General features: G+C 66.7%; 17 protein-coding genes and 1 tRNA gene. 8 read left to right on the top strand and 10 right to left on the bottom strand.

Annotated elements, in window-relative coordinates; all coding sequences use genetic code 11:
- Positions 1 to 6: 6 nt before the first annotated feature.
- Complete coding sequence (locus ACSG06_RS06720; protein WP_440989491.1) at positions 7 to 606, bottom strand: DUF6663 family protein; 600 nt, start codon at positions 604 to 606, stop codon at positions 7 to 9.
- A 159-nt stretch (positions 607 to 765) separates the two neighbouring features.
- Between ACSG06_RS06720 and udk the strand changes: the two genes are divergently transcribed.
- Together udk and ACSG06_RS06710 are read left to right on the top strand one after the other, a co-directional pair.
- The gene (udk, locus tag ACSG06_RS06715; RefSeq protein ID WP_440989490.1) at positions 766 to 1,488 is read left to right on the top strand and encodes a uridine kinase; all 723 of its coding nucleotides are present in this window, start codon (positions 766 to 768) and stop codon (positions 1,486 to 1,488) included.
- 48 nt (positions 1,489 to 1,536) lie between these two features.
- Entirely contained in the window at positions 1,537 to 1,821 is a 285-nt protein-coding gene (locus ACSG06_RS06710) for a hypothetical protein (protein WP_440989489.1), read from the top strand.
- Between the two features lie 368 nt (positions 1,822 to 2,189).
- Here the strand turns inward: ACSG06_RS06710 and ACSG06_RS06705 are convergent.
- Positions 2,190 to 2,264, bottom strand: a tRNA-Thr gene (locus ACSG06_RS06705).
- A 61-nt stretch (positions 2,265 to 2,325) separates the two neighbouring features.
- On the bottom strand, positions 2,326 to 3,309 hold the full coding sequence (locus tag ACSG06_RS06700; RefSeq protein ID WP_440989488.1) for a class I SAM-dependent methyltransferase: 984 nt from the start codon (positions 3,307 to 3,309) through the stop codon (positions 2,326 to 2,328).
- A 100-nt stretch (positions 3,310 to 3,409) separates the two neighbouring features.
- On the opposite strand from ACSG06_RS06700, the gene dph5 reads away from it, so the two are divergent.
- Positions 3,410 to 4,207: a diphthine synthase gene (dph5, locus tag ACSG06_RS06695; RefSeq protein ID WP_440989487.1), complete on the top strand. Its 798-nt coding sequence runs from the start codon at positions 3,410 to 3,412 to the stop codon at positions 4,205 to 4,207.
- Positions 4,208 to 4,350: 143 nt separating this feature from the next.
- Here the strand turns inward: dph5 and ACSG06_RS06690 are convergent, their stop codons facing one another.
- From ACSG06_RS06690 to ACSG06_RS06675, 4 genes are all read right to left on the bottom strand, one after another.
- The gene (locus ACSG06_RS06690; RefSeq protein WP_440989486.1) at positions 4,351 to 6,732 is read right to left on the bottom strand and encodes a DUF7827 domain-containing protein; all 2,382 of its coding nucleotides are present in this window, start codon (positions 6,730 to 6,732) and stop codon (positions 4,351 to 4,353) included.
- A 376-nt stretch (positions 6,733 to 7,108) separates the two neighbouring features.
- Positions 7,109 to 8,464, bottom strand: coding sequence for a DUF7827 domain-containing protein (locus tag ACSG06_RS06685; RefSeq protein ID WP_440989485.1), 1,356 nt, complete (start codon positions 8,462 to 8,464; stop codon positions 7,109 to 7,111).
- A gap of 184 nt (positions 8,465 to 8,648) precedes the next feature.
- Positions 8,649 to 9,407 carry a VOC family protein gene (locus ACSG06_RS06680; RefSeq protein WP_440989484.1) on the bottom strand — a complete coding sequence of 253 codons (759 nt, stop codon included), beginning with the start codon at positions 9,405 to 9,407 and terminating at the stop codon, positions 8,649 to 8,651.
- Between the two features lie 131 nt (positions 9,408 to 9,538).
- Positions 9,539 to 10,648 (bottom strand): OBG GTPase family GTP-binding protein, encoded by a 1,110-nt coding sequence (locus ACSG06_RS06675; RefSeq protein ID WP_440989483.1) that lies wholly within the window; start codon positions 10,646 to 10,648, stop codon positions 9,539 to 9,541.
- A 119-nt stretch (positions 10,649 to 10,767) separates the two neighbouring features.
- Between ACSG06_RS06675 and ACSG06_RS06670 the strand changes: the two genes are divergently transcribed.
- A complete protein-coding gene (locus tag ACSG06_RS06670) occupies positions 10,768 to 10,968 on the top strand; it encodes a VNG_1110C family protein (RefSeq protein WP_440989482.1) in 201 nt (66 codons plus the stop codon).
- Between the two features lie 13 nt (positions 10,969 to 10,981).
- Here the strand turns inward: ACSG06_RS06670 and ACSG06_RS06665 are convergent, their stop codons facing one another.
- Positions 10,982 to 11,656, bottom strand: a complete 675-nt coding sequence (locus tag ACSG06_RS06665) for an HAD-IIB family hydrolase (RefSeq protein ID WP_440989481.1) — start codon at positions 11,654 to 11,656, stop codon at positions 10,982 to 10,984.
- A gap of 255 nt (positions 11,657 to 11,911) precedes the next feature.
- Here ACSG06_RS06665 and ACSG06_RS06660 point away from each other — a divergent pair, with 255 nt between their 5' ends.
- The 4 genes from ACSG06_RS06660 to ACSG06_RS06645 all read left to right on the top strand — a co-directional run bounded on the left by ACSG06_RS06660 (position 11,912) and on the right by ACSG06_RS06645 (position 16,391).
- Positions 11,912 to 12,625 carry a helix-turn-helix domain-containing protein gene (locus ACSG06_RS06660; protein ID WP_440989480.1) on the top strand — a complete coding sequence of 238 codons (714 nt, stop codon included), beginning with the start codon at positions 11,912 to 11,914 and terminating at the stop codon, positions 12,623 to 12,625.
- Between the two features lie 219 nt (positions 12,626 to 12,844).
- Positions 12,845 to 14,101 carry a M20 family metallopeptidase gene (locus tag ACSG06_RS06655; RefSeq protein WP_440989479.1) on the top strand — a complete coding sequence of 419 codons (1,257 nt, stop codon included), beginning with the start codon at positions 12,845 to 12,847 and terminating at the stop codon, positions 14,099 to 14,101.
- 2 nt (positions 14,102 to 14,103) lie between these two features.
- Positions 14,104 to 15,219: an alanine/ornithine racemase family PLP-dependent enzyme gene (locus ACSG06_RS06650; protein WP_440989478.1), complete on the top strand. Its 1,116-nt coding sequence runs from the start codon at positions 14,104 to 14,106 to the stop codon at positions 15,217 to 15,219.
- Positions 15,216 to 16,391: an NAD(P)/FAD-dependent oxidoreductase gene (locus tag ACSG06_RS06645; RefSeq protein ID WP_440989477.1), complete on the top strand. Its 1,176-nt coding sequence runs from the start codon at positions 15,216 to 15,218 to the stop codon at positions 16,389 to 16,391. The genes ACSG06_RS06650 and ACSG06_RS06645 overlap by 4 nt, the downstream gene beginning before the upstream one ends.
- Positions 16,392 to 16,403: 12 nt before the next feature.
- Here the strand turns inward: ACSG06_RS06645 and ACSG06_RS06640 are convergent, their stop codons facing one another.
- Both ACSG06_RS06640 and ACSG06_RS06635 read right to left on the bottom strand, forming a co-directional pair.
- Positions 16,404 to 16,748: a DUF5615 family PIN-like protein gene (locus tag ACSG06_RS06640; protein ID WP_440989476.1), complete on the bottom strand. Its 345-nt coding sequence runs from the start codon at positions 16,746 to 16,748 to the stop codon at positions 16,404 to 16,406.
- Between the two features lie 2 nt (positions 16,749 to 16,750).
- The gene (locus ACSG06_RS06635; RefSeq protein WP_440989475.1) at positions 16,751 to 17,044 is read right to left on the bottom strand and encodes a DUF433 domain-containing protein; all 294 of its coding nucleotides are present in this window, start codon (positions 17,042 to 17,044) and stop codon (positions 16,751 to 16,753) included.
- Positions 17,045 to 17,118 lie beyond the last annotated feature (74 nt).

The following is a 17,118-nucleotide window of genomic DNA, read 5'->3' as shown; positions in this document are numbered from 1 at the left end:
AGGCGGTCAGTCGTCGAGGTACGTATCGCGCATCGTCCGCGCGAGCAGTCCCTCGCGGTCGAACGCCACCGCGACGGCGACGAACGGGTCGCCGACCGGGTCGAGCACGAACACGGACCGAGCCGTCCCGTCGTCGTCCCGCGTCCGGTTCACCCTGAGCACCAGCGGTTCGATGGGCCGCGTCCCGCGCTCGAACTCCGCGAACAGCTCGCCGCCGCGGTCCCCGAACACGTAGCAGACGCCCGTCTCCTCGCCGTCGGTGTTGCGCAGCACGGTGGAGTTCATCCCGGAGCCGCCCGTCACGGCCTCGGCCCACGCGTCCTGGGCGGCCTCGAACAGGTTCGTCGTCTCCGGGACGAAGCGATACCGCGTCGCGCGCTCGACCTCGAGCTCCGACACGGTCGGCGGTGACGCCTCCCAGTCCAGCGTCGCCGACACCAGCGCCCCCGGCTCCACGTCCGCGAGCGCGTCCGAACCGGCGACGAACGTCGGCTCGTACTCGTGTGCGTCCGGGTCCTCGTCGGGAGCCGGCAGCGAGACGAACACCCACTCCTCGTCGCTCCGGGGGCTCGACAGCGCGCGGAACCGCCCGCTCGTGGTTCGCATGGTCACCCCGAGGGGCCGACGGCAGTTAACGGACCCGGAACCGACCCGTGCCTCGGTGGCCCGGCCGAAGGAGTCCCCCCTGCGTGGTGTCCGTTCTCTAGACACGCTTCACGGGCAGAATCCGTAGATTCAAACCCATCCCAGCACCTTGTACCCACGATGACCATCCCGACGTTCGTAATCGGCATCGCGGGCGGGACGGGGGCGGGGAAGACGACCGTCGCCCGCGAGGTCGCGGACACGGTGGGCGAGGCCGTGACGCGCATCCCCCTCGACAACTACTACGAGGACCTCTCGCACATGCCACTGGCGGAGCGCGAGGACGTGAACTACGACCACCCGGACGCGTTCGAGTGGGAGCTGCTCGTCGACCAGCTCGACTCGCTGCTGATGGGCCAGCCCATCGAGATGCCCCAGTACGACTTCGAGATCCACAATCGGACCGACGAGACCGTCACCGTCACGCCCTCGGACGTCATCGTCGTCGAGGGCATCTTCGCGCTCTACGACGACGCCATCAACGAGATGTGCGACCTGCGGGTGTTCGTCGAGACCGACGCCGACGTGCGCATCCTCAGGCGCATCCGCCGCGACGTGCTCGAACGCGGCCGCGAGCTCGCCGGCGTCATCGACCAGTACCTCTCGACGGTGAAGCCGATGCACGAACAGTTCGTCGACCCCACGAAGAAGAACGCCGACGTCATCATCCCCGAGGGGGCCAACCGCATGGCCGTCGACCTGCTCGCCGAGAAGGTCGAAGCCGAGACGGGCACCGACCCGGACGACCCCGACGAGGGGCGGACCTGGGACCGGTTCGAGGAGGCCGACCGCACCACCGTCGAACCCTCCGACGCGGAAGCCGACTCGCCGTCGCCCAACTGAGCGACACAACAGGCAATTTTTATCACTCTCCGTTCGAGATGCGTTCACATGAGCGCCAACAACAACAGCTCGGATGGCGACCTCCAGAGCCCGGCCCGCGTCGAGGGTGGCTTCCTCAAGCAGAACGCCTGGCTCAAGCCCTTCGCCCTCATCCAGCTCTTCCTGCTCGTCTCGCTGGTCGTCCTCGACCTCGCGAACGACGTCATCGTCCAGATCCAGGGCCGCTTCAGCAACGTCCTGTTCGGCATCATCCTCGCCGTCATCGGGCTGAGCATCCTCACCGCCCTCCTCGTCCTCGTCGTGAACGGCTTCCGGCACATCACGAAATCGTAATCGTCGTTCTACCGCCGTTTTCCGGATTGCACCAGTGGGGACAGCGACTGCTGTCACACGAGATCGACGGGAACGTTCCGCGATTCGAAGACGGAGAACTCACGTTTCGAACGGGGGGCCGAGCGAGACGCACCGTTCATCGGCTTCGTCGAGAGGGACGGTGCCCTGTGGGCACTCGACTGGCGCGGTGACGAATCCCGTCTCGGCCCGAGAATGGGGGCTGTTCTGGAGAAGCGGTCCAGACGGTTCTGAATCACGTAGTTCGCCGCAGGAAGCCGGTGGGGGGATTCGAACCACGGTCGCAGCAAGCTGCTCCCTGGTCCAAATCCTCCGATGGCTTCCGCTTCTCACTTCGGTTCGTCGCAGGAAGCCGGTGGGGGGATTTGAACCCTCGACCTATTCCTTACGAAGGAATCGCTCTAGCCAGTCTGAGCTACACCGGCGCTGGTGCGCATTCTCTCGTTGTCCGATGAGTACAATAAGGGTTGCGAATCGACCCGGGCGTCACCCTCTCGTCAGGCGAACGTCGAGGCAGACGTTGTACTCGTGCGGGGCGTACGAGCGGACGGTGTGGCGCTCCTCGACGGTGACCTCGTACTCGGGTTCCGCTGCCGCCCGGATCGCCCGCTCGCCCGGACCGAAGCGGTCGTCCTCGTGCTGGATGTCGTAGTAGTGGAGGACGCAGTCGTCACCCGCGATGGCGACGGCCGTCTCGAGGAACTCGTCGGCGCTGTGGGGGAGGTTCATCACGATGCGGTCGGCCCAGTCGTGGTAGTCCTCGCCCACGTCGCGGACGTCGCCGTGGATGGCGGTCAGTCGGTCGGCCACGTCGTTCCGTTCTGCGTTCTCGCGGAGGTACTCGACGGCCGTCTCGTTCAGGTCGACCGCGACGACCTCGGCACCGCGCGCCGCGGCCGGAACCGCGAACGGGCCGACGCCAGCGAACATGTCGAAGACGTGCTCGCCGGGCTGGACCTGTTCGACGACGCGGTGGCGCTCGGTCGCGAGCCGCGGGGAGAAGTACACCGCGTCGAGGTCGAGCGCGAACTCGTGGCCGTACTCGCGGTGGACGGTCTCGGTGTCCTCGCCGACGAGGACGTTCCAGTCGCGCACCCGGAGCTCGCCCTGTATCTCCGAGGCGCGGTCGACGACCGTCTTCACGGGGAGATCAGAGTCGACGATGGCCTGTGCGATCTCCCGGGCACGGTCCGGGTCGTCCTCGTCGACGATGGCCACGTCACCGAGGCGCTCGTAGCTCGGGTCGTCGCCGAGGATGTCCGCGGGCGTCGTCGGCGTGCGGCGCGCGGGCGCGTCGTGCGTGACGACGGTGTACTCCGCGGGCACGGCATCGGCGTCGCTCACCGGGAGGTAGAGCCAGCCCGCCGCGCCCGTGATGTCGAACTCGTCGTCGAGCACGCCGGCCTCGGCGAGCGCCTGTCGCGTCGCCTCGCCCTCGGACTGCTCGACGCGCACGCAGGGGACGTCCATGGTCGACCGTACCCCGCGGCGGCCCTAACGCCTTCGCTTTCGACGACACGCGTCGACCCGAACACGGCCAACTTATCGGCCCGGCCCACCGAGGACGGGTATGCTCACGTTCATCGGCCTCGGCCTGTACGACAAACGCTCCATCACGGTCGAGGGGCAGGAAGCGCTCCGGGCCGTCGATACGGCCTACGCCGAACTGTACACCAGCAAGCTCGTCGGTGCGTCCATCGAGGACGTCGCCGCCTACCACGACATCGACATCGAGGTGCGCGACCGTGCCGGCGTCGAACAGCACCCCGAGGACATCCTCGACGCCGCCGAAGAGGAGAATGTCGCCTTCCTCACCGCCGGCGATACGATGATCTCGACCACCCACGTCGACCTCCGCCTGCGTGCCCACGAGCGCGGCATCGAGACCCGCGTCATCCACGGCACCACCGCCCAGACCGCGACCAGCTCGCTGACCGGGCTCCAGAACTACCGCTTCGGCAAGGCGACGACGCTCCCGTTCGCCTACGCCCACGGCGGTGATGGGGTTCCCCAGAGCGTCCTCGACACCATCGCGGACAACCGCGAGCGCGGTCTCCACACCGTCGTCTACCTCGACATCAAGGTCGGCCGCGGCCCCGACGGCGACGACCCCCACCACGAGGAGTACATGACCGCCGACCACGCAGCCGGCCAACTCGCTGAACACTCGCCTGATACACTCGGCGTCGTCGTTGCCCGGGCCGGGAGTCCCGACCCGCTCGTCGTCGCCGACAGCCTCGACGCGCTCGCCGACCGCGAGTTCGGCGATCCGCTGCACCTGCTCGTGATTCCCGGTGAGCTTCACCCCATCGAGGCCGACGCTCTCCGCGAGCTCGCCGGCGCACCCGACGAACTGGTCGAGTACTGAGACGGACTCGTTCTTCCAGCTGGCACACGCACGGAGTGGCGACACGTCCGAGAATAGACGACGCTGTCGCTGGTCGAGTGTTGCGTCCGAAAGAAAGCGACGTACCGCGAAGGACCGGACGAAGTCCGGTTAGTTAGCTATCGTTAGTTCTGACGGCGGAGCGCGAGGAGCGCTGCGCCCATCAGAGCGACGAGTGCGACACCGATGCCGAAGCCGGGCTGACCACCGTCGTCACCCTCAGTCGTGTCGGGTGCATCGGTGTCCGTCGGGGCTTCGGTCGGCGTGGCCGTTGCCGTAGCCGTCGGCGTGGCCGTCTGCGTCGCAGTCGGCGTGGCCGTCTGCGTCGGCGTCTGCGTGGTGTCTGCCTCGACCGTTATCTCAGCGGTCTGGCTGGAGTCGCCTGCGGAGATACCGTGCGTGTAGGTACCTGCCTCGACGTCAGCCGTGATGCTGAACTCGACGGTCGTGGACTCGCCGGGTGCGAGCGTGACCTCCTGGGAGTCGACGACGTCACCGCCGAAGGTGAACTCGACGGTCGTCGTGCCCTCGGTGCCACCAGTGTTCGCGACGGTGGCCGTGGCGGTCACTTCGTCACCGACGGTCGCCGTGCCGGGTGCGCTGAGGTCGGAGACCTCGAACGCGGCCGGTGCGGCGGCCTCAGCGACGGAGCCGTCAGCCGTTGCGGCACCGTTGTTCACGTTGACCGTGAACTCGCTGCCAGCGGCGATGTCGCTGAAGTTGACGCTGGTCGACCAGGTGCCGTCTGCCTGAACCGTCGCGGATGCGGGCTTCAGGAAGGCGACGCCCTCGTCCTGACCGTTGACACGGATGTTGAGCTCCGTACCGGGAGCGTAGGTCGACGTACCGGAGATGGTCTGGCCGTCAGCTGCCTCGACGGTGACCATGTCCTCGTCGTTCGTGTCGATCTCGATTGCGCCCTCTGCGAGCTCCCAGGTTGCGTTCACTGCTTCGTCAGCGGAGGCCAGCGGGCTCTCCTCTGCGATCATGAACTCTGCCTGGTACTCGCCGTGGGCCGGCATCGCGGGGATGTCGTCCGTGTTGGTGACGAGGTAGTAGACGTCCTCGCCAGCAACGACGGCGGTGTTCGAGCTGTTGATGTCGACGGTGCGGCGCGGCTGGTTGCGCTCCGGCTCGACTTCCGTGACCGTGAGGGACACGTTGTAGGTGGCGCCGTTGTCGTTCAGGACGCCGAAGAAGCCGTTGGAGTCGCTCGCGATGACACCCTCGAGGCCCGTTGCGTCGAGCTCGTGGATGAGGTAGTCGCCCTTCGCGACCGTGTCATCCTCGGTGATGGTGCCGTCCTCGACGAGTGCTGCAACGTCCTCAGCGGTTGCACCGGAGAGGCTTGCAGCGTCGGGAGCGGTCCACGTGTTGAGCGCGTTGGTCGAGCGCGGCTGGATGTCGAACGTGCCAACGTTCTGCGAGTTGACGTTGTAGTTCGTGCCAGTCGCGACCTCGACGTTGTAGCCACCAGTTGCGATCAGGGAGCCACCGAGGCTACCGTACTGCTCGTTGCTGATGGAGTCGTCCTCGTTGGCGACGGTGAACGTGTCAGCGTTACCGGTGCCCATGAGGAAGGTGTTCACGTTGACGACGACCTCGCCGTCACCGTTACCGTCGGTGACAGTGATGTTCGCCTGGTAGTTGTCGGCCGCGCTACCGAAGCGGACGATACCCTGGGAGGTATCCTCGAGCGTGATCGTGATGGATGCAACGTCACCGAGCTCGTCGGTGTAGAGGTTGCTGCCGAGACCGACCGTACCGGTTGCGGGCTCGCTGACGTTGACCGTCGCGGAGTCCGAGACACCGGTGTCGTTCGCGGCGAACGTGAAGTCGTACGAGCCAGTGGCGGCGCCGGTGAAGTTACCGACGAGCGTCTCACTGGTGTCGTAGGTCTTGCTCGTAATCTCGAACGCGTCGGCTTCGTCGTCGGCGTCAGCCGAGCCGTCACCGTCCCAGTCGACGGCGGTACCCGAGACGCTCGGGAACGTCGCGTTGATCTCGTCCGGCGTGAGGTCGTCGTTCGCGATGACGAGGCCCCAGCTCGGGCGGTTCGAGGTGATCGTGAAGGTGGACTGGTTAGCGGCACCGCCGTTCTCCACTTCGACCGGGTCGGCCGAGGCCGTCACGGTCTGCTCGCGCAGGGTGAAGTTGACGACGGTATTGTCACCGGACTCCTGACGGAGCCGGTAGTCACCAGTCGGGTAGTCACTGGTCTCGATGACGATGTCGTCGTCGGAGTCGACGTCGACGTACGTCTCGAACTGCCAGTTACCGTTGCTCTGCTGCTGTTCGAGGACGACGCTTTCGCCCTGTGCGAAATCGTCGACCTCGCCGAGAGTCTGACCGGACCAGTAGCCCTGGCCCTCGTCAATCTCGGCATCGTAGTCGGATGCGTTTGCCGCGGCGACACTTCCCGAGAACGCGACTACGCCCGCGAAGACGGACGTAATCATCAGTGCGGCCAGGAAGAGGCCACGGACCTTCGTTTTTGTTCCTGTCATAGGTTGCTTGGGTTCCGCTTGGTTCGAGCACCTTTCTCGCTCGCGGTCTGTGGGGGGACGCGAACGGTAGTCAGTACTGTCACCGTGGGTAGGGGTACATCAAGAACGCACGAACCATTGTTATAAATGCTTTGTGGTGGGCAGGATTGGTGTCAAACGTTCACACACCCGCTCATACCCTGGAATCCCGGCTTCCTGCCCTCCCGATTGTCTGAAGAGCCACCCCCACAAGGTACTTAAACAAACTGCAGATCTGATTCGACGACAGCCTCTTGTGACCTTCAGGAAACGACCGGAACGGGTGTGTTTTCGGCGATCGACCAGCATCGAGCAGACCAACAGCAGGTGGCGTATCAGCACCCAGCCGCCATCGATGTCAGTAGACTCGGCGTCCGAGCAGTGCGATGGTAACGATACCGACCGCCGCAACAGCGACCCCGAATCCTGGGGTCCCACCGTCGCTCGTGGTCTGGCTGAGCTCGGTCGTTGCCGACTCGGCCGATGGGGTGGCGTCACTCGGCGTCGTGCTCGGGATGCCGCCCGTGGCCGTATTCGTCCTCGTCGTGCCGTGGGTGGTGGGATTCGCAGTGGCTGTGCCGTCGGTCGCAGTCGTTCCAGTCGTTCCCGTCTGCTCGACGACGAGTCTCCCGACGTTCTGGGGAGGGGCTGTCGGGTCCTGTCCGACTCGGACATCGAGTCGGTACTCTGCCGGGTCGAAAGTCCCCTCGGCTCCATCGACGGTAAGAGAATCGGGACCCCGTGTCGTGTACGAGACCGTCCCGTTGGTCGTCGAATCGATCGATACCAGCACTTCACCATCCCCGTCTGAATCTCGAAGCGTCAGATTCGCCTCGTACCCGGCGTCGGACGAAATCGTTACTGCGGCTGTCTCGGCATTGGAAATACGGACGTCGATGATCACGGATTCACCCTCGGTCGCCGTGTACAGTGACGGCTCGAACCCTGCCGTCCCCGGGTCGACGATAGGAACTGATACGTTGGTGCTGGCCCGCACGCTGGCATCCGTCACGACGAACGAGAGCTCGTAGATGCCGGGTTTCCGGCCGGAGAAGTTTGCATCGAGCGTCGAGCTCGTGTCGAACGTTCGATTCGTCAGCACCAGTCCGTCCGATCGTTCACCCGTGTCGCCGTCACCGTCGACGTCGTAGGACACACCTTCGACGCCGAGCGTCGTCTGCATCTCTGCCGGCGTGAGTTCGTCTGACACCACCGCGAGCTGGTACGCGTCGCGATTGGACTCGATTCGGAACGTCGTCTCGGATGGACCGTCCGGCTCGGAGGAGACGGTGCTCGGCTCGGCCGTCACCGCGAGTGACTGCTGGCGGAGGTCGAACCGCAGATTCGACGCGCCGTCGCTCCGGAGTTCGTACGTACCGACCTCGAATCCGGTCGTGTCGACGATGGCGACACCGGAGTCGTTCACCGGGACCGCCGTGAGGAACAGCCAGGAGTCCCCGTCCTGCCGGTACAGTTCGACTGACGCGCCAGCGTCGTAGTCGTCGGAGGAGAGGGTCCGCCCGACCCAGTAGCCGGAACCGTTCTCGATCTCGGCGTCGGGGGCGGGCGTGGCCGCATCGGTCGGGTGTGTGCTCGCGGTCCCGGAGGGGTCAGCGGCACCCGCAGCGCCTGCGAGTGCAGCGGTGCCAGCTGGGACCGAGGCGACGAGTATCGTGACCAGCAGCAGCGCGCTGGTTCGTTGTGCTACCGTCATGTTGGAGGGTCGGTCGAGGATCTGGGTCGGCGGTCATCGGGTCGAACCAGATACACCGATGACTTATATCCGACACATCATCAAACTTTACAATCGACACTCCGTCTTCTCACCTCTCCCCCCCAAATCGGCGGTAATCCACCGATATATCCTGCTCTCAGAATGGATTCGTTCGACTGTCGCCTCAGTCCCGCGTGACGATCTCGATCTCCTGCTTGTCGGGCGTCTTCGTGAACGCGTAGCGGTCGTTGCAGGACTCGGGGTCGCGGTAGTCCTCGGCGCCGCGGGCCATCAGGGTGTCCCACGTCTCGTGGAGGTCAGAGCTGCGGACGGCGACGTGGCCCCAGGCGTCGCCGACGTCGTACGTGCGGCCGTCGTAGTTGTAGGTGAGTTCGACGCTCATCGCCTCGTCGGCCGCGCCCTCGGGCTTCAGGAAGTAGAGTGCGAAGTCGTCGAACTCCTCGCGGCGGAACAGCTCGTACTCGAGCTTGCGGGTGAACCAGCCGATGGCGGCGTCGGCGTCCTCGACGCGCAGCATCGTGTGGTCGAGGCTGTACCGCGCGCCGTGGTCGCGCTCGACGAGTTCGACCTCGTGGCCGTCGGGGTCTCGCACGAAGGCGTACGAGCCGCCACAGGAGTCGGGGTCGCGGTAGTCCTCGACGCCCTGGTCCATGAGCTCCTCGTAGGCGTCGTAGACGTCTTCGACGCGGACGGCGATGTGGCCCCAGGCGTCGCCGTGGTCGTACGTACGGCCGTCGTGGTTGTACGTGAGTTCGAGCAACGCGCCCTCCTCGTGGGCGTCCTCGGGGCCGAGGAAGACGTTCGTGAAGGTGTCGGCCTCCCAGCGACCCTTCTCCTCGTAGCCGAGGTGTGTGGTGTACCAGTCGAGACTGGCGTCGAGGTCCTCGACGCGCATCATCGTGTGGTCGAGCGTCGCCTGCATAGGTGCCAGTACGGCCAGTCGGTTGAAACCAGTAGCGGATGCGGAACTCTCGGAAGCGGCCTGGACCATTGGTTTATGTCCGCGCACACGCGTGTGAGAATCGGCGTCCGCCCTCTCGTCGGCTCCCCCGTCTACTTCCGCAGAACGAGCTTCAGCACGTCCTCGTCCTGGAGGACGTGGTCCTCGCCGACCTGCTGGCCGTCGTGTTTCGCGCTCGGGCCACGGATACGGGCGAACCGGAAACGGTCCTCGAAGTCGCCGCCGAGCTTCGACAGCGCGTCCTCGATGGTCGCGCCCTCGGGGACGACGAGGGGCTCCTCCCAGTCGACGCCGCGGCCGGGCTTGTCCATGTAGACGCGGATGAGCCCGAGCTGGTTCCAGATGCGCTCTTTCAGCGCGTCGAGGCCCTTCTCCTCCACGGCGGAGATGAACGTCGCCTCCTCCGGGTCGATGTCGCGCTTCCGGAGCTCCTCGTCGACCTGTTCCTTGTAGGAGGGCTCGATGAGGTCGGCCTTGTTGACGGCGACGATCGAGGGCGTGTACACCCGGTTGTCCATGATGCCGTCGATGAGCCGGTCGATGTCGAGCTCCTCGCCGAGGTTGATGTCGGCGTTGACGTAGCCGTGCTCGCGCAGCACCTGCTTGATCGTGTCGTCGTCCATCGGCTGGTCGACCGTCGAGGTCACCTTGATGCCGTCTTTGATCTTCTTGCGGACGGTCACCCGAGGGGGCTGCTGGTCGATGCGGATCTTGTTGTTGTACAGCTCCTGCTTCAACCGGTCGTACTGCTCGATCTCGAACACGGAGAGGACGAACACCAGGAGGTCGGCGCTACGGACGACGGAGAGGACCTCCTTCCCGCCACCGCGGCCGTCCGCCGCACCCTCGATGAGACCGGGCACGTCGAGCAACTGGATGTGGGCGCCGTTGATGTCGACCATCCCCGGGTTGACGGTCAGCGTCGTGAACTCGTACTCGCCGGTCTCCGAGTCGGCGTTCGTCATCGCGTTGATGAGCGTCGACTTGCCGACGCTCGGGAAGCCGACCAGCGCGACCGAGGCGTCGCCGTGTTTCTCGACCGCGTAGCCCTGCCCGCCGCCGCTGCCGGACTGGTTCTCCAGCTTCTCCTTCTTCTGGGCGAGCTTCGACTTCAGCCGCCCGATGTGGGCCTCGGTGGACTTGTTGTAGGGCGTGTTGGCTATCTCCTCCTCGATCGCCTCGATCTCCTCTTCGAGCCCCATCGTTCCACTCTCGGCCGTCGGTGCCGAAAAACCTGTCCACTCCGTTCGACCATCGGCTCCGGAGCGCGCACTCACTTCGATACGTTCATAGAGTCCTGTACAAAACGCCGAGGCAGACGATGCCGGCTCCGGCCCAGCTGCGCGATAGCACACAGATTGTCCTCCCCGCGGGGACACCGCAGGAGCTGCGCGAGCGCCTCGCTGACGAGTTCGTGCTGACGATGCTCGAAGAGGACGACACCTACCGGTTCGTCGGCAGCCCCGTCGAGGTCGACCGCGCGACCGACTTTCTGGTCCGGCAGGGCGTTGCCGTCGCCTGAGGTCTGATTCTCGCTACGACTGAATTCGGTCGAGCGCGTCGAGCGTTCCATCGGCGTGAGCGCCCGCCAGCACCACGTCGGCGGCCGCTCGCGCCCGCTCGTCGGCGTTCGCCGGCGCGAAGCTCCGGCCGGCGCGCTCGAACGTGGAGACGTCGTTCTCTGAGTCGCCGATGGCCACGAAGTCCGACGGCTCGTATCCCATGCGTTCTGCCACGCGTTCGAGCATCAGTCCCTTCGACATCTCCGGCTGCTTGAGGTGGAACGCGTAGCCCGTATCGACGACCTCGAGCCCGTGCTCTGTGGCGACCCGCCGGAGCAGCGCCTCGTCCGCGTCGAGTCGGATGGCCACCTCGGTCTCGCGCCAGCGGTTCACGAGGTCCACGTCACCCCAGCCCAGGTCACCGCCAGCATCCCGGAAGGCCTCGATGGCCGCGGTCGTGCGCTGTCGGTCGCCGTGGACAAGCACCTCGTCGTTCACGTGGGCGATACCGCCGTTCTCGGCGATGACGCGCTCGTCGATCGGCATGAACGTACAGAGCGCCACCGGGTACGGGAACGCCTTCCCCGTCGCCAGCACCACGGGCGCGGGCCACTCGCGCACCGGCTCGAAGACGCGCGGGTCGATGCCGCCCCCGGGCCGCGTGAGCGTGCCGTCGATGTCGAGCACGAGCGGCGGAGCGTCGGTCATACCGTCCCTGGGGCCACCGACCCTAAATCACTCACGTTCCCGTGTGCGGGGAGTACTCTCCATCGGCGGTCCGGGCTGGGCCGCGACTCGACAGACCAGTCCGGGCCGGAATCGCGGGGCCGTTGCCGTGAACCAGGGCCTGACGATTCTTGCAGGAGACCGCCAGCCTCGGCGCCTGGTGGGTCGGTGTGTCACCTGCTGGTGCCCGGTGATGCAGGGGTAGAGTAATGCGCCGTGGTATCGTATCGAACGAACATGGCTGAGGCCGGACACGACACCCGGACCGGGTCGCACCTGACGTTGAGCATCTGGCACCCCGACTGCTGGACGCTCCAAGTCACCGAGGAAGCCGATGGGGGCATCTTCGGGCACGGCGTCTACACGGTCGAGGAGTCGGTGAAGGGGCGGTTCACCGCCTACGGGGACTCCAACGAGGCGCTCGAATCGCTCGTCGAGGACATCGAGTCGTCGCCGCTGGTCGACTCGGTCTGGCGGCTCGACAACAGCTTCGACCTGGACAAGCGGATTCCGACGCCGGGCAACGTCTCCCAGAGCCTTCTGGTGATGTACGGCCACGACCGCAGCATCAACGACTCGCTCGTCTCGAACGGGTTCATCCCGGACAAGGCGGTCTGGATCCACGACGGCCGCGAGTACTGGGACGTCGTCATCGAGGGGGACCGCGCGAGCATCCAGGAGCGCCTCGACGCCGTCCGCGACGAGATGGACGCCGAGATCGACGTCCAGCACATCACGTCGGACGACCGCGAGGCTGGTGGGCTCCTCCGGAAGGGAATCCTCTCCGAACGCCAGCGTGAGGTGTTCGAGCTCGCGCGGGAGCGCGGCTACTACACGTGGCCACGGGAGGTGAGTGCGACGGAGATCGCCGAGGAGCTCGGCGTCTCGAAGGCGACCACGCTGGAGCACCTCCGAAAGGCAGAGGCGAAGGTCATCGGGGCGCTGCCGTAGCCGTCGCGCCCCGACGTGACCGGGGTCTCACCGCTGTACTGAACCCGAGTCGAACGCTTTCGTTACTGGTCGTACCCTGTTGTGCCTATCGCTAGCACTGCCCCCGTCTCCACCTGTCATGAGAGGGGCGGTGATTAGGGTCGTTCCGTGGATTGCATAGACCGTGACAGAGGCCGTCGAACCGCACGATTTCGACGGTCCAGTACGCGGAGAGTGAGCATGAACGACGACGAATCCACGACCCAATCCGAGAGTTCCACGGACGCCGCGAGGCGGGTGGCAGCAGCCGTCGACGCGGACGAGACAGTCGACCTCCTCCAGTCGCTCGTCAGGATCGAGAGCCCGTACTTCCAGGAGGACGAGATCGGCGAGTTCGTCCACGGCTGGCTCGACGACCGTGGCCTCGATCCCGAGTACCACACCGTCAGCGAACCCGAGATCACCGGCTACGAGGGCCGGAACGTCCTCGTGCGGCTCCCGGGATCGGACCCTGACGCGCCGACGCTGATGCTGAACGGACACATGGACACGGTCGAACTCGTCGACGAGTGGACGGAGGACCCGCTCTCCGGTCGCATCGAGGACGGCCGTCTCTACGGGCAGGGGGCCGCCGACATGAAGGCCGGGCTGGCGGCCGCGATGGTCGCCGTCGCCGCACTCGCCGAGGCGGACGTCGACCTCGCCGGCGACGTCGTCCTCGCGGCGGTCGTCGACGAGGAAGGACCCTACGGCCTGGGCACCGACCAGTTGCTTCGCGACGGCGCTGTCGACGACTGCGACATGGCGGTCGTCACCGAACCGGGTCCCATCCTAGACGGCGAGGGGCGCGAGAACCCGACGCTCTACCTCGGTGCTCGCGGGCGCTTCCTCTACGACATCGAGATCAGGGGGACCGCTGCACACGCCTCCATGCCGGACGCCGGGCGGAACGCCGTCGTCGCGGCTGGCCTGCTCGCGGACGCCCTCTCGGAGATGCCCGTGGGCTCGCACCCACAGCTCGGCGAGGGGTCGGTCTGTCCGCTCTCCATCGACGGCGGGGGCGAGACGCTGTCGGTGCCGGAGTCGTGCCGGCTGCTCGTCGACAGACACGTCGTCCCGGGGGAGACCCGGGAATCCGTGCTCGCGGACGCCGAGGCGGTCGTCGCGGAGCTCGGGCTCGACGCCGACGTCTCGGTGGGGCTCCGCGAGACGCCCCACCCGGATGCCCGCTACGGGCCGTACGTCTTCGACGAGCAGGAGCCGCTCGTCCAGGGGCTCGCCACGGCGACGCGAACGGTCACCGGCGAGCTGCCATCGCTGGGCTACTTCCGCAGCGTCGGCGACTTCAACTACCTCGGCCACCGTGCCGAGGTGCCGACCGTCATCTACGGCCCGGACGGCGACAACATCCACGGGGCGGGCGAGTGGGTCGACGTAGACGAGACCGTCGAGGTGGCCAGGGTCCTCGCCGCGGGTGCGGTCGAGCTGCTCTCGTGAGCATGGCAGCACCAGCTACCAGTGAATTCGACGCGCCGACCGTCCACGTCGACCTCGACGTCGTCCGGGAGAACACGCAGGCTGTCTGTACGCGCTTCGACGGCCGGGTCGTCGGCGTGACGAAGGCCGTCACCGGCGACCCGGCGGTCGCAGGGGCGATGCTCGACGGGGGTGTCGACGGTATCGGCGACTCCCGTATCCTGAACCTCGCACGCCTGAGAGAGCACGTCGACGCAGAGCTGACGCTGCTCGTCTCGTCGATGCGGGACCGCGACCGCGTCGTCACCACGGCGGACCGGTCGTTGCACAGCGAGGTCGCGGTGCTCGAGGCCGTCGCGGCCGCCGCCCGCGAGCGTGGCGTCGAACACGACGTCATCGTGATGGTCGACACGGGAGACCGCCGCGAAGGCGTCCTCCCGGAGGACCTCCTGCCGACCCTCCGGCGCGCGGTCGAACTGGATGGCGTCCGCGTCGTCGGCGTCGGGACCAACGTCGGCTGCTTCGGCGGGGTGGTGCCGACGGCGACGTCGATGGCCGAGTTCGTCTCGCTCGTCGAGGAGAACGAGGCAGCGCTGGACCGGACGTTCCCGGTCGTCTCGGGCGGGAGCAGCGTCACCCTCCCGCTCGTCGAGGCGGGGACGCTCCCCGACCGGGTGGACGAGCTCCGCGTCGGGGAGGCCATCCTCCTCGGGACCGACGTCACGCGCGACCGGACGGTCCCCTACCTCCGTGACGACGCGTTCACCCTCCGTGCGGAGGTCATCGAGTGCAAGCGCAAGCCATCGACGCCGGCGGGGCCACGGGGTCACGACGTCGACGGCGAGCGCCCGGGGTTCGAGGACCGCGGCGTCCGCGAGCGGGCCATCGTCGCCGTCGGCGAGCAGGACGTCGTCACCGACGACCTCGAACCCCTCGACGACGGAGTGGAGGTGGTCGGCGCGAGCAGCGACCACACCGTCTGTGACATCACCGACGCGACCGCGACCATCACGGTCGGGGACACCCTCTCGTTCCGTCCGGGCTACCGTGCGCTCGTCCAGGCGTTCACCTCGGAGTACGTCGGTCGCACGTACCACGGTGAGGGGGCGGACACTGGAGAGACGGTGACCGAGCGATGACCGACGCCGACCGGGTCGTCGTGATCGGTGCCGGCATCGCGGGGGCGAGCGCGGCCGACCACCTTGCCCGGGAGACCGACGCCGAGGTTGTCGTCCTCGAACGCGCAGCAGAGCCGGCCGGCGAGACGACCGCGAGGTCAGGTGCGTTCGTCGGGTTCTGGGGCCACGAGTCGGCCGCGACCGTCCCGCTGCTCCGGTACGGCATCCGGTACTACGGACGACTGCTGTCGGCTGCGGAGACCGAGCCCCGGTTCGTCCACGGCGGACGACTGCGACTCGCCACGACGGCGGCCGGCGACGACGCCATCCGCACGACGTTCGAGTCCGACTTCAATCAGGTCATCCGTGAGTCGACGGCGACCGAGACGGCGACGAAGGGCGCGCCCGTGCAGTACCTCTCCGGGGCGGCCCTCGACGAGACGCTGGTCCTGCCGGGACTCGCGACGGACGCGGTGACCGGTGCGCTCTACAGCCCCGGCGTCGGCTACGTCGACGACCCGGCCGCGCTCGCACGGGCGGTCCTCGAGCGGGCACGTGCTGCCGGTGCGACGGTCGAGACCGGGACGACCGTGACCGAGATACTGACCGAGGCGGGGCGGGTGACCGGTGTCCGAACCACCGACGGCCGGCGACGGGCGGACGCGGTCGTCGCGGCCGCGGGCCCGTGGAACCGCAGACTGCTCGACACGGCGGACGTGACCCTCCCCGTCCGGAACACTCGCGGCCCGATGCTCGTTCTGGATACCGACGAGCACGGCCTCCCGGCCCTCTACCACGAGGAGACAGGCGTCTACACCCGACAGAACCGGGACGGGAGCCTGTTCGTCGGCCACTTCCCCGGCCAGTACGAGAACGCGAGCGTGCTGGACCCCGACGCCATCGGCGACGACGTGCCTGACGCACGCCGCGAGCGCTCGCTCGACGCGATCGCTCGGTTCCTCCCTGGCGCTCGGGACGCGACGGTCGCGGACGAGTGGGTGGGGGTCAGGACGGTGACGCCCGACGGCGACCCCGTCATCGGCCCGACCGACGTCGACGGGCTCTCCGTGCTCGCGTTCAACGCGAATGGCATCCAGTACGCGCCGGCTGCCGGCCGCCTCGTCGCCGCAGACGTCGGCGGGTTCGACCCGGGGTTCCCCACGACGGGCGTCGCCTTTGGCCGACTCCGGTGAACCGGATTGCAATCACAGCCAGTCGGCAGTAATGTACGTCACTGAATCCATCGCGTCTCGATTAGGGAACACTTCGATGACGCGCTGGATGATATGGTAGAGTTCGTGTGGGGGAAGCGACTGGTCGGGGACGTAGAGCACACCACTGTGTGAGTCGGCCGGCATCTGGACGAAGTCGTCGTCTCTAGTGACGATCAGACGGCCCTCTTGGACGGCGTACAGGCGAATCGTGGTGTCGTCGACACCTTCGCCCAACTCGTCCACGTCGACGACACGCTCTACATCGTGGCCTGCTTTGTCGAGTTTGTCAGCCAGCGGAGCAGTGATGTTCTCGTCAAGAAGAAACGACAACTGCATCCCTACGATTCCTGCAGGTCTTCGGGACCGGTGATGATTTCCGGGTCTTCTTCCGCTGCTTCGTGAAGCTCTCGACGGCGTTCTTCGACCGCCCGCATCTCTTCGGGGTGGTCGTGAAAGTACGCCAGTGCGTGGTAGACTTCCGAGGCGGTGAGGTCGAAGCGGTCCGCAACCGTCTGCGCGTCGAGGCCGCGCTCTTCGACCAGCGCGTGGATGTGGCTCACGGTGATGCGCCGGCCTCGAATGTGGGGCTCGTCGTGAATCGTCGACTCGTCACCTGAGACGACGGTGTTCATCTGCTTCGACATAATCGTGACTACCATTGGAGTGCCCTTCAGTCTTTGCCGGTACAGGCAGTCTGCCAGGGTGC

Origin of the sequence: Haloarchaeobius baliensis, from assembly GCF_052060055.1 — an archaeon.
Lineage (GTDB): Archaea > Halobacteriota > Halobacteria > Halobacteriales > Natrialbaceae > Haloarchaeobius > Haloarchaeobius baliensis.
This window is presented reverse-complemented; position numbering and strand designations above follow the sequence as displayed.

Bases quoted from the DNA above. Each gene is read 5' to 3' on its own strand.
- ACSG06_RS06660 (WP_440989480.1), top strand. From the start codon at position 11,912: ATGGCTGAGGCCGGACACGACACCCGGACCGGGTCGCACCTGACGTTG.
- ACSG06_RS06685 (WP_440989485.1), bottom strand. From the start codon at position 8,464: ATGACGGTAGCACAACGAACCAGCGCGCTGCTGCTGGTCACGATACTC.
- ACSG06_RS06710 (WP_440989489.1), top strand. From the start codon at position 1,537: ATGAGCGCCAACAACAACAGCTCGGATGGCGACCTCCAGAGCCCGGCC.
- ACSG06_RS06680 (WP_440989484.1), bottom strand. From the start codon at position 9,407: ATGCAGGCGACGCTCGACCACACGATGATGCGCGTCGAGGACCTCGAC.
- ACSG06_RS06640 (WP_440989476.1), bottom strand. From the start codon at position 16,748: ATGCAGTTGTCGTTTCTTCTTGACGAGAACATCACTGCTCCGCTGGCT.
- ACSG06_RS06635 (WP_440989475.1), bottom strand. From the start codon at position 17,044: ATGAACACCGTCGTCTCAGGTGACGAGTCGACGATTCACGACGAGCCC.
- ACSG06_RS06655 (WP_440989479.1), top strand. From the start codon at position 12,845: ATGAACGACGACGAATCCACGACCCAATCCGAGAGTTCCACGGACGCC.
- ACSG06_RS06645 (WP_440989477.1), top strand. From the start codon at position 15,216: ATGACCGACGCCGACCGGGTCGTCGTGATCGGTGCCGGCATCGCGGGG.
- ACSG06_RS06650 (WP_440989478.1), top strand. From the start codon at position 14,104: ATGGCAGCACCAGCTACCAGTGAATTCGACGCGCCGACCGTCCACGTC.
- ACSG06_RS06720 (WP_440989491.1), bottom strand. From the start codon at position 606: ATGCGAACCACGAGCGGGCGGTTCCGCGCGCTGTCGAGCCCCCGGAGC.
- ACSG06_RS06690 (WP_440989486.1), bottom strand. From the start codon at position 6,732: ATGACAGGAACAAAAACGAAGGTCCGTGGCCTCTTCCTGGCCGCACTG.
- ACSG06_RS06670 (WP_440989482.1), top strand. From the start codon at position 10,768: ATGCCGGCTCCGGCCCAGCTGCGCGATAGCACACAGATTGTCCTCCCC.
- dph5 (WP_440989487.1), top strand. From the start codon at position 3,410: ATGCTCACGTTCATCGGCCTCGGCCTGTACGACAAACGCTCCATCACG.
- udk (WP_440989490.1), top strand. From the start codon at position 766: ATGACCATCCCGACGTTCGTAATCGGCATCGCGGGCGGGACGGGGGCG.
- ACSG06_RS06675 (WP_440989483.1), bottom strand. From the start codon at position 10,648: ATGGGGCTCGAAGAGGAGATCGAGGCGATCGAGGAGGAGATAGCCAAC.
- ACSG06_RS06665 (WP_440989481.1), bottom strand. From the start codon at position 11,656: ATGACCGACGCTCCGCCGCTCGTGCTCGACATCGACGGCACGCTCACG.
- ACSG06_RS06700 (WP_440989488.1), bottom strand. From the start codon at position 3,309: ATGGACGTCCCCTGCGTGCGCGTCGAGCAGTCCGAGGGCGAGGCGACG.